Raw genomic sequence first — 11,167 nt, forward strand, 5'->3', positions numbered from 1 at the left:
TACCAGGACACTCTCAAGGCGAACCTGACCGTTTTTCTAATCATGCAACAAAGCCTGTTCGATCCTTTGTTCAGGAATCCACAAACCATTAACCCCGCGTCCATTTAGAGTTCCATTTAGCGCCCATGAATCCATCCGGGAGACTGTCCGTGAAGCCTTGGCGATCGCTCCGTCATCGCCTCTGGCGCTACAGTTGCATTGCGATGTGTACCGTAGTTTTGATCATTGGACTGTTCCCATCCGCCAGTATCGCCCAAACCGCTCCCGGACAAGTCTCGACATGGGCTCCTGTGGTGCTGGATGGTCAAGTGCTGTTTAAGGTTCACGACCTCAGCAATTTAAGTGCCGAACAGCGGGCAGCCAGTATCAACGCTTCGATCCAGAAAGAGGCCGAATCCAGCGAGCAAACCAGCGTCGTTGTGGTCACTGAAAGCGGCTATGTTGTACTGCAAGGCTATCCCAGTGAACACAATCTGCTCACCGTCACAGAACGGGATGTAACTACGGCCACGACTCCCTATGGTCAGGCCATTATTTGGCAAGGCATTCTTCAGGATGAGATTCGGCAAGCGCAATTAGAGCGATCGCCCGAATATCTCCGCCGAGCAACGATTTACAGTGCAGTTGTGCTGGCGATCGCCGCTATGATTCACGGTCTGCTGTGGCTGATTGGACGATGGGGCAGTAAACGCATCCGGCAATGGCTCGATGCCACCCATACTCCTCTCCATTCCTGGAAAGATTCGCTACGCATTGTCTGGAAATTAGCGTTTCTAGGGCTAGAACTGGGGTTATGGGCAGCGGTTTTGCTCTACGTTACCGATCTGTTCCCCGAAACCCGCATGGCGCGATACCGTCTGTGGGGGTTTCTCAACGCCCGGATCATTACCCTCGGAACCAGCAACTACTCTGCCCTAAATCTACTACTGCTGCTCGGGTTAACCGCTGGCTTGTGGTTTGGAATTAGCACGCTCACTCGTCTATTTCGGTTCTATGTTTTACAGCCTGCGGGGGTCAACTCTCGAATTCAGGATGTGGTGGCTGTCCTGTTCCAATACGCCCTCACGTTTCTGGGGCTGATTATTCTGCTGCAAATTTGGGGCGTGGATGTTAGTTCGTTGGCGATTCTGGCGAGTGTCCTTGGGGTTGGAATTGGCTTTGGTATTCAAAACATTACCAATAACTTCATCAGCGGATTCATCATCACCTTAGAGCGTCCTATTGAGGTGGGCGACTTTGTGAATCTCGGTGAGTTGGTAGGAATTGTGGAACGGATTGGCGCACGCAGCACCGAAATTCGCACCCTGGATCAGGTGACGATCATTGTGCCCAATTCCCGTTTTTTGGAAAGCGAGGTGATCAACTGGAGTCACGGTGATCCGGTGTGCCGAATGCATTTGCCTGTGGGCGTCGCGTACGGTTCAGATGTGGATAAGGTGAAAATGGCCTTGCTGGAAGCCGCCCGTCGTCATCCTGAAGTGCTTCTACGGCCTCGCCCTGAAGTCTGGTTTCAGGGCTTTGGCGACAGTGCCCTCAATTTTGATCTGCTCGTGTGGACGGGCGATCCGAAACGGCAATTCAAGGTCAAAAGCGATGTGTATTACGAAATTGAAGCAAGCCTCAGACGACATGGGTTAGAAATTCCCTTCCCCCAGCGCGATCTCCATGTGCGATCGCCCGAACTGAGTGCCCTAGTTGACGCCCTCGCTACGCAATTCCCATCCCCAAGCGATCCCCCACCCCCACCCACCCTGCAACTCAAGGCCGCCGCCGAGCAGACAAAACCTGAAGCCGAACAGCCGCGATCGCCCGATGAGTTGCAATCTCTGATCGACGCATGGCGGAGCGAGGGAGGCGTATCAATTGGCGATCGCCAGTATCAATGCAATCTCTATCCCCAATGCTTTATTGGCAGTGAAGCGGTGGGGTGGTTAGTGGAACACTGGAACTGTACCCGCGAGGAGGCGCTTCAATGGGGGCAAGCCTTGCTGAATGCCGATGAAATTCGGGTCGTCACTGGCGACTCCAAGTTTCAAGATGGGTACTATTTTTATCGCTTCCGTGAAGATGAGGAGGCGATCGCCCAATCCTGGAACCTGAACGGTGGCTCAAACGTCGCTTCAACCGACGGTGACGTATAACCGAGCGCCAGTGCCTTCAGCCCCTAGGAGATGCATGGGATTTAATTTCTTCAAAGCATTTCAAGGTGAGACTCGTCCGCTGGGTGGACGTTATGAAATTGTTCGTCCGCTGGGTGCGGGCGGATTTGGGCAAACCTTTCTTGCCCGTGACCTCCACCTGCCCGATCATCCCCTCTGTGTGGTCAAGCAACTCAAGCCGCAGGTGAGTTCCCCCGCCCAAATGCAGATCGCTCGCCGCCTGTTCGATACCGAGGCGAAAGTCCTGTATAAGCTGGGTAGCCATAATCAAATTCCGCGTTTGCTAGCCCACTTTGAGGAACAGCAGGATTTCTACTTGGCTCAGGAACTCGTCGAGGGTCATGCCCTTAGCGAGGAACTGCGACCGGGGCAATCCTGGACGCCCGAACAGGCAGTGGCATTGCTGAGCGATTTGCTGGGTGTGCTGGCGTTCGTGCATCAGCACAACGTCATCCATCGGGATATCAAACCCTCTAACCTGATTCGACGCCATCACGATGGACGGATTGTGCTGATTGACTTTGGAGCCGTCAAACAGGTCAGCACTCAACTGATGGCCTCCAACACCGGAACCCATACCATTTCCATTGGCACCCAGGGCTACATGCCTAATGAGCAACTCTCTGGCAATCCACGCTTTAGCAGCGACATTTACGCAGTGGGAATCATTGCCATTCAAGCCCTGACAGGATGCCACCCGACGCTCCTTGCCACTGATGTGCAGACCTGTGAGGTGCAGTGGCGCGATCGCTGTTCAAACCTACCTCCCGAACTCGGCGATCTTCTTGATCACATGGTGCGCTACGACTTTCGCACCCGCTACACCTCCGCGAGCGAAGCCCTAGCTGCCGTGCAGACCCTACCGGAAGCGCTCCTCTGCGCCGCCCCCTCACCCGTCATGCCCGATGCGCAAACCCTGGGCACGATTGCGTCCGATCTCTACAATTCAACCACGCCCTGGCCTAGCAGCATTGGGGACGGTGAGCGATCGCCCTTACCCATCGAACGCACAGGCAAAACCGTAGCATTGCCGCCTCTGCCTCTGCCTGCTTCTCCATCTCAAACTAAACTCATGCCCATTGCGGGAGGTATGGCTGCCCTGATCCTAGCTGGACTTGGACTCACCATGGTTTTGCCCAATCGCGCCCCTTCAGCATCACCTCCAACCCCAACCGATGGTTCCGATCAGTCCACAAATACTCCTTCAACGCCTACGAGTTCAGCCTCACCAACACAACTAACTGCTGAAACTGAACCCAATGCTAAGAGCAGTGAGGTAGCCACCCGCCTTGAGCAAGCCGAGAAACAGCGAGTGCAAGGCAACTACCAGCCCGCCCTTAATGCCTACGACCAGGCGATCGCCCTAGATCCTGATGTTCCTGAAGCCCAGTGGGGACGCTGCTACAGCCTCAATAAGTTAGAGCGTTTTTCTGAAGCAGTTGAAGCCTGCGATGCCGCGATCGCCCTTCAGCCAAACTATGCCGACGCCTTGTGGAGTAAGGGGTATGCCCTGGAGCAGCAGCAGCAACCCCAGGCAGCGTTGGATCTGTATGATCAGGCGATCGCCCTTGACCAGTCCCATGCCGAAGCCTGGAATAACCGAGGGACAGCCTTGTTCCAGTTGGGACAGATTGAGGATGCCTACACTGCCTTTGACCGTGCCGTTCAAATCAACGCCGACTTTTCGGAAGCCTGGAGTAACCGGGCGGCGGCGCTGTGGGAAAAAGGCCAGTACGATGCGGCCTTGGAATCTATTAACCGAGCGTTAGAGGCAGACCCCAAAAATGCGATCGCCCAAAGCCTGCAACAGCAGATGCGAAATAAGCTGGGACAGTAAAAAGCCGCGTCTAGACATCCTATACTAAGGGCTTGGTTAGCGACACAGACGAGACATGGGAGATCCTTCACCGCACGAGTATACAGTTCGGCTAGGACGCTGGTTTAGCCTCAGCCTCAGCCGTGGCGTTCTGATTGCCGCCATCCTATTTTGGGTGATTTTGGTAGCCGTCGTGCTCCATCGTCACTACGCTATGTATCCTTCCTATACCTCCTTTGATCAGGGGATCTTTAACCAACTGTTTTGGAATGGAGTCCACGGGGGCAATATCTTCCAAAGCTCTCTGTCTTCAACCTTGTCCACTCCGGTCGTCAAGGATGGGCAGGTTCCAGAGGTGTTCTACCATCGGCTGGGACAACACTTCACCCCCTCCCTCTTACTCTGGCACCCGATTTACTGGCTGTTTCCTTCCCCCATCACCCTGTACATTTTGCTAGTCACGCTGATTGCGATCGCCGGACTGCTGCTCTACCGTCTGGCTCGGATTTATCTGGATGTGCCGCTAGCGACGATAGTGGCAGGGGGTTACTACGCTGCGAATGCGGTGATTGGGCCAAGCGTGGGAAACTTCCATGATTTTTCGCAAATTCCGCTGTTTATCTTCAGCCTACTCATTGCCCTAGAAAAGCGGTGCTGGTGGCTATTTTGGCTAATGGCGGCCTTAATTCTGCTAGTTCGGGAAGATTCCGGCATTATTTTGTTCAGCATTGGGTTTTACTTACTAGCCAGTCGTCGCTTTCCGCGATTGGGCTTGGCAGTGTGTGCCGCGAGTTTTGGCTATGTGCTGCTGGTCACGAACGTGTTTATGCCGATGTTCTCGGAAGACATTTCGCGGCGGTTCATGATGGAACAGTTTGGGCAGTACGTCGATGGCAAAGAAGCCTCTACCGTCCAGGTCATTTTGGGCATTCTCTCCAATCCGCTCCGAGTTCTGTACGATTTAGTGACTCCGTTAGGCGAAACCATCCAATATCTGCTGGGACAATGGTTGCCGTTTATGTTTGTGCCTGCGATATCGCCATCGGCCTGGGCATTGATTGCCTGTCCCCTGCTGCAAACCCTCCTCCGCAAAGATCCGATCGCCCTCTCGATCAACTTACGCTATGCACTGACCCTGGTTCCGGGGCTTTGTTACGGCACGATTCTCTGGTGGTCGGCGCATCCCCTCGCCTGGAAGCCGCGACTGCGCTATGTCTGGATTACCTGCCTCACCCTCTCCATCCTGTTCACGATTACGTCAAACCCCAATCGTTCCCTGTCTTGGCTGATTCCTGACTCGATTAGTCCTCGTGTGTACTTAGCGCCCGCCGCCCAATGGCACCATGCAGGCATCATCCGTTCCTTTATGGCTCAGATTCCGCCTGATGCCAGCGTTTCAACCACAAGCCATATTGTGCCGCACCTCTCCAGCCGCCGCGAGATTGTGCGGTTCCCCGAATTGCAGCTCCGTACCGATGACCAAGAGGTGATTCAAGTAGAGTATGTGCTGCTGGACATGAAGCAACCGCAGCAGTTTCAAGCGGTATTCCCCGATGAGCGCGATCGCCTAGACGCGATGCTGAAGGGAGCCAGCCGCATTGCCGATCGCGACTATGGGGTGATGGGATTTGCCGATGGCGTACTTTTTTTGCAGCGTGGGCAACCCTCAAATAGTGGAGCGTTTGACGAGTGGAAAACCTTCCAACGCGCATTAAAGCGGAATTCCTAGCGGGATCAGCTTCAATCGTCTTCTGGCGGCTGGGCGATCGCCCGCATATCTTCTTCTAACTCCTGGAGTTTTTGCTGAGCCAGGTTTACCAAATCTTTCACTTGTTGGGGTTCGGAGTTTTCAGCGGCCTCAATGGCGTCACTGAGCAAATCCCAGACCAGCATAAATCCAACGATAAGGGAACTGTTCATAGATGAGGGTGAGGGAGATATCCACAGAAAACACAATATAAAACATTAGACGTTAAGAAACCGTAATACCAACTTTGAGTTTTGTTCGCGTTCGCGGAGCCTGTGCCTTTCCCATCAGGGGACTGCGCCCCCTGTGCCCCATCTATACTGTGCCCCATCTATAACAAATAATCTCAGTAGATCACAAACCTTGTTTGGATTCCCCCTACCCTGCCAGCCGCCTTAAGAAAGGGGGGAACCGAGCCAAAGATAGCTTGAAGTCCCCCTTGGAAAGGGGAATTTAGAGGGATCAAAGCCAGGATTCATTGTGAAATACGCCTATTTTCGATCTACTGAATCTAGGAATGGGTATTAGAGATTCAGCCATTCTGCGGACTGTTTTCAGCAGAGTCGTGTTGAACCCTACGAAAACAATATGGGATAGTATAGTAATGTTTAGTTCAATGAAGAAATAAGAGATATCGATGCTGCCGACTGTAACTTGTGAGGAACTGGTAAGCCCATTCAGTTTCTACTTTGAAGACCAGATTCATCAGGGCATGACACATTGGGGGAAACTCTATTTTCAAGTACAGACTTACAGCGAGACCCAGCGAGATAAAGCCTATGAATTGGCGCTTCACCTCTCGCAGCAGGGGGTTTCGAGTGTGATTACTGTTTCTTCAGTCATGCAGCCAACCTGTTATCGTGTTTGGGTAGATTTAAGTGCAGCAAAGGCTGTAGGGAACATGCAAGCCGTGGCCGAAGCTGCATAAGTCACTGCAGCCATCCATAAGATATTGCGAGATTATAGACGGATGGGAGTACTCCCATCCGATTTTTATAGCGTTTAGCCGTATGACTTCTCGAAAATCCCCGCAGCAACGCTCTCAACCCGCGATCGCCCAGATCACCAAACTTGGACAATCGGGACAATTTGCCGAGGCGATCGCCCTGTGTCAGGCCACGCTCCAACAAGACCCGAACTCCCCTCCCATTCTGCACCTTTTAGGACTAGCACTGCTTCAAAGCGGGCAACCGCAGCAGGCATTGGCAGTACTCCAACAGGCGATCGCCCTTGCGCCAGAGGTGCCTGAATTTCAGAATCATTTGGGGGTCGTCCTCTGCCAGTTGGGGCAATGGGAGGCTGGGATCAAGGCCTATCAGCGGGCGATCGCCCTTGCCCCCAATGCCATCGACACGCGGTTTAATCTGGGCTTAGCCCTTCAGAAACAGCAGCAATTCGAAGCCGCGATCGCCGAGTATCAGCAGGTGATTGAACTCAACCCACGCTATGCCGCCGCCCACTACCAGCAGGGAAACTGTTGGCAACAACTTGGCCGTTGGCAACGGGCGATCGCGGCCTATCACATCGCGCTGGAGTGCCAGTCTCCCTACCCCGAAGCGCAGTATAACTTGGGGGTTGCCTTTTATGCCTTGGGCGATCGCGAGGCGGCTCAGCGCTGTTATGACCAGGCATTGCGCGATCGCCCCCAATATGTCGAAGCCTTAAATGCCCTTGGAACGTTGCTTCATGATCGGGGTCAGGCACGAGCGGCCATTGAGCAGTATCAACAGGTTCTCCGCCTCCAACCTAACTATGTGCCTGCGCTGTTCAATCTGGCAAACGTGCAGCAACGCTTAGAACAGTACGACCCTGCCTACGAAACCTATCACCGCATTCTAGAGTTAGACCCCCACCATCCCAAAGCCTTAGATGGACTGGTTGGCATTGTGCGGAAAACGGCACGCTGGAATGAGTTGGCGGGTCTAGAGTCCCGTCTTTGGCAGGTTGTGACCGAACGCTTAGCCTTGGGGACAGACGTTGAGGTGTCTCCTTACAGCAGTTTGTTTATGCCCCTGGGTGCGGCACAGCAACGGGCAATCGCTGAACGCCATGCCACTACCCTCGTTCGCAAATTGGGCGATCGCCTCTCTCTCTTAGATTTGGGTGGGAGCCAGCCATCCCCGACCGATCGCATCCGGCTGGGCTATGTCTCCGGTGATTTTCGCCATCATGCCGTTGCCCAACTGATGCTGCGGTTGTTTGAACTGCACGATCGCCAACAGTTTGAAGTTTTTGCCTATTCCCTTGGCCCGGACGATGACAGTGCCTATCGCCAGAAACTCATGGCGGATTGCGATCGCTTTTTAGATATGCGAGGTCAGACCCTAGAGGCGATCGCTCACCAGATTCGGGCAGATGGAATCCAGATTTTGATCGATCTAGCCGGGTATACCGAGCACGCCTGCCCAGAACTCTTTGCCTTCCGGCCTGCGCCTATTCAGATCACCTACTTGGGCTATCCCGGCACTCTTGGTGCAGACTATATCGACTATATCGTGACCGATCTCGTCGTAACGCCTCCCCCTCTGGCACATACCCTAACCGAGCAATGTCTCTATCTGCCCTACTCCTACCAAATCAACAACAATCAGCAGTTCCGTCCTGACCCTTCCCAAACCCGCCAATCTCTACGAGAACAGGCGGGCTTACCCAAAGATGCCGTTGTCTTTTGCTGCTTCAACAAACTGGAAAAAATAGAGCCGACGATCTTTTCTATCTGGATGTCGATTTTGCAGCAAGTTCCAGCGAGTGTACTGTGGCTGTTGTCCAGTGATCCAGTCATCGATGATCGGGTGCGGGCGATCGCCTCCAGTCACGGTATTGATCCAACCCGCCTATACTTTGCGCCACGCACATCTAAAGAGGAGCACATTACCCGCCACCGCGCCGCCGATCTCTTTCTAGATACTCGCTACTACAACGCCCACACCACCGCCAGCGACGCTCTTTGGGCAGGACTCCCCCTCATCACCCCAGCCGGAGAAACCTTTGCCTCGCGGGTGGCAGCCAGTCTACTCTATGCCGTGCAGTTACCGCAGTTAGTGACGGAAACCCTTCAGGAGTATGAAGATCTGGCCATCTATTTAGCGACCCATTCCGATGAATTGCAGCAGTATCAAGCCCATCTCGACATCCACCGTTTAGATCTACCTCTATTTGACACGCCCCAAACGGTTCGGCACTTGGAACAAGTCTATCTTCTAGCCTGGAACCATCATTGCACCGGACAGCCACCGACCCACCTCCAGGTAAAACTTCCCAGCACCAATGTGTCCACTCCAGGATCTGCGCCCGCAGTGATATCGCAACCCTCCCTGTTACCCACGGTTAATGCTGAAACGAATTTAGACGAAAATCCCGGAGAACCCGTATCCTGCCAAGCCGATGAAGGATTTCAGCACTGGCTGCGTCTATCCGGAGGAGCGATCGCCGTCACCACCTATCAGGCCGGAAAAGTGCTGATGGTGGGCTGGAATGGACAACAGGTAACAATGCTGTTGCGGCAGTTTTCAAAACCGATGGGGATGGCGGTGATGGGCGATCGCATTGCCCTGGCGACCCAGCATGAAGTCGTTCTCTTTGCCAATGCCAAGCCTCTCGCTCACGACTATTTGGAACAGCAGCCCGGACGATACGACACCCTCTATCTCCCGCGAGCCGCTTACTACACAGGCGATCTCAATATCCACGATATGAGCTTTGGACAGGGACGATTGTGGATGGTGAACACTCGCTTTTCCTGTTTGGCCTCCCTCAGCACCGACTATAGTTTTGTCCCCGAATGGCGACCCTCCTTTATTTCAGACCTGGCACCGGAGGATCGCTGTCATCTCAATGGGTTAGCGATGGTGGGCGATCGCCCCAAATACGTCACCGCTCTAGGCGAAACGAACGAAGTAGGGGGATGGCGGGAGAACAAAGCTAAAGGTGGAATCGTGATCGACGTGGACACCAACGAAGTTATCCACCGGGGACTCTCGATGCCCCACTCGCCGCAGTGGTATGAAGGGGCGCTGTGGGTGCTGAATTCGGGAGTCGGGGAACTATGCCGCATTGATGTCCAAAAGGGCGATCGCACCGTCATTTGCGCGTTACCGGGCTTCGGGCGCGGACTTTGCTTTGTGGGGGACTACGCTCTCATGGGTCTATGTCAAATTCGGGAACGACATATTTTTGGTGGATTGCCTGTCCAAGAGCGATTTGCCCAACTGCTGTGCGGGGTTGCCATTGTCAATATCCGCACAGGTGATCAGGTGGGGTTACTCAAGTTTGATAGCGGGTGTCGCGAGCTCTATGACGTGAAATTTTTGCCGGGAATGCTCCGCCCCACCATTTTGAACCTCGACAAACCTGCGGTGCGAGAAGCCTTTACCGCGCCAGAGGTCGCCTACTGGTTGCGTCCCTCTAACTTGATTCACGATGATCCGACAATGTTTGGTTAGCTCCAGCGATCGCCATCAAAATGGGCGCGAAAACGGCGGATTTTGATGCCATGGTAGACATTCAAACTCTCTTCGGTAGAGGAGTTCGTACCCATCAGCAATTTCATAGCGCTAGCCATATCGGTTAGGACATTTTGGTGGGACGACTTCGCCGCCCCACCCAAATGTCCATGTCCTAAGCTAGCTGGCAACAGCTATAACAGCGAAAACGATGGCGTACAGATGGATGCCATACACCATCATTGGATTGACCAAACGGTCTTGAGCCTATAGTTTCTCAATCTCTTCAAACGGTTCCGAGCCTAGCGGACTCGGTGTCCAACCTTGGATATTGGTACGCTTTGCCAACAACGGTTGGGAATGGATGATGGGAAGTCGCACTGCTTCTTCAAAGACGAGGCGATCGACCTCTGCATAAAGCTGTTTGCGAACCTCCATATCGCCTTCAGCACGAGCCTGATCGAGCAGTTCAAAGACTTTCTCGTTTTTCCAGTCGCCGAGATCGCTAGTTGCACCGGGGCCAAAGTGAGCATACAGGAAGTTATCGGGATCACCATAGTCTCCTGTCCATCCCAACATAAAGGATTGGAATCCGGGGGGCGTGTTGCGATCGTCCAGATAGGCTCCCCAGTCCTTCGTTTGGAGCGTTACAGTGACACCGATTTCACTCAGTTCGGCAGCAAAGGCTTCTGCAATCGGTTTCGGGTTGGGAAAGTAGGGACGGCTCACGGGCATATACCAAAGTTCTAGCGGGAAACCGTCCGGATAGCCTGCGGCTGCAAGGAGTTGCTTGGCCTTTTCAGGATCGTAGGCGTAGTCTTCTAATCCTGTCGCTTGAAACTCTTTTATCGACGGTGGCGTGAAGTGGGGATCGGTTTCCCCTAGGCCACTCCAGAAGGCTTTGACGATTTCCTCTTTATTGATGGCATGGGCGATCGCCCGTCGCACTTCAATCCCTGCGGGTCGATTCCCCGCCGCTCTGCGGCGTAAAATGCCAGGATGA

General features: G+C 53.7%; 8 protein-coding genes. 5 read left to right on the forward strand and 3 right to left on the reverse strand.

Annotated elements, in window-relative coordinates:
• Positions 1-203 precede the first annotated feature (203 nt).
• From IGR76_04040 to IGR76_04050, 3 genes are read left to right on the forward strand one after another with little or no spacing between them, the layout of a single operon-like run.
• Complete coding sequence (locus IGR76_04040) at positions 204-2,141, forward strand: mechanosensitive ion channel (protein ID MBF2077695.1); 1,938 nt, start codon at positions 204-206, stop codon at positions 2,139-2,141.
• A 34-nt stretch (positions 2,142-2,175) separates the two neighbouring features.
• Positions 2,176-3,996: a tetratricopeptide repeat protein gene (locus IGR76_04045; protein ID MBF2077696.1), complete on the forward strand. Its 1,821-nt coding sequence runs from the start codon at positions 2,176-2,178 to the stop codon at positions 3,994-3,996.
• Between the two features lie 55 nt (positions 3,997-4,051).
• On the forward strand, positions 4,052-5,704 hold the full coding sequence (locus tag IGR76_04050; GenBank protein ID MBF2077697.1) for a DUF2079 domain-containing protein: 1,653 nt from the start codon (positions 4,052-4,054) through the stop codon (positions 5,702-5,704).
• An 11-nt stretch (positions 5,705-5,715) separates the two neighbouring features.
• Here IGR76_04050 and IGR76_04055 read toward each other — a convergent pair whose 3' ends face one another.
• A complete protein-coding gene (locus tag IGR76_04055) occupies positions 5,716-5,895 on the reverse strand; it encodes a hypothetical protein (GenBank protein MBF2077698.1) in 180 nt (59 codons plus the stop codon).
• 464 nt (positions 5,896-6,359) lie between these two features.
• Here IGR76_04055 and IGR76_04060 point away from each other — a divergent pair, with 464 nt between their 5' ends.
• Complete coding sequence (locus IGR76_04060; GenBank protein ID MBF2077699.1) at positions 6,360-6,650, forward strand: hypothetical protein; 291 nt, start codon at positions 6,360-6,362, stop codon at positions 6,648-6,650.
• Between the two features lie 82 nt (positions 6,651-6,732).
• Entirely contained in the window at positions 6,733-10,164 is a 3,432-nt protein-coding gene (locus tag IGR76_04065; GenBank protein ID MBF2077700.1) for a TIGR03032 family protein, read from the forward strand.
• Here the strand turns inward: IGR76_04065 and IGR76_04070 are convergent.
• Positions 10,161-10,355, reverse strand: coding sequence for a hypothetical protein (locus IGR76_04070; GenBank protein ID MBF2077701.1), 195 nt, complete (start codon positions 10,353-10,355; stop codon positions 10,161-10,163). The two genes, IGR76_04065 and IGR76_04070, sit on opposite strands and share 4 nt — an antisense overlap.
• Positions 10,356-10,431: 76 nt before the next feature.
• A partial coding sequence (locus IGR76_04075; GenBank protein ID MBF2077702.1) for an ABC transporter substrate-binding protein occupies positions 10,432-11,167 on the reverse strand: 736 nt, incomplete at its 5' end.

Origin of the sequence: Synechococcales cyanobacterium T60_A2020_003 (genome assembly GCA_015272205.1) — a bacterium.
Taxonomy (GTDB): domain Bacteria; phylum Cyanobacteriota; class Cyanobacteriia; order RECH01; family RECH01; genus JACYMB01.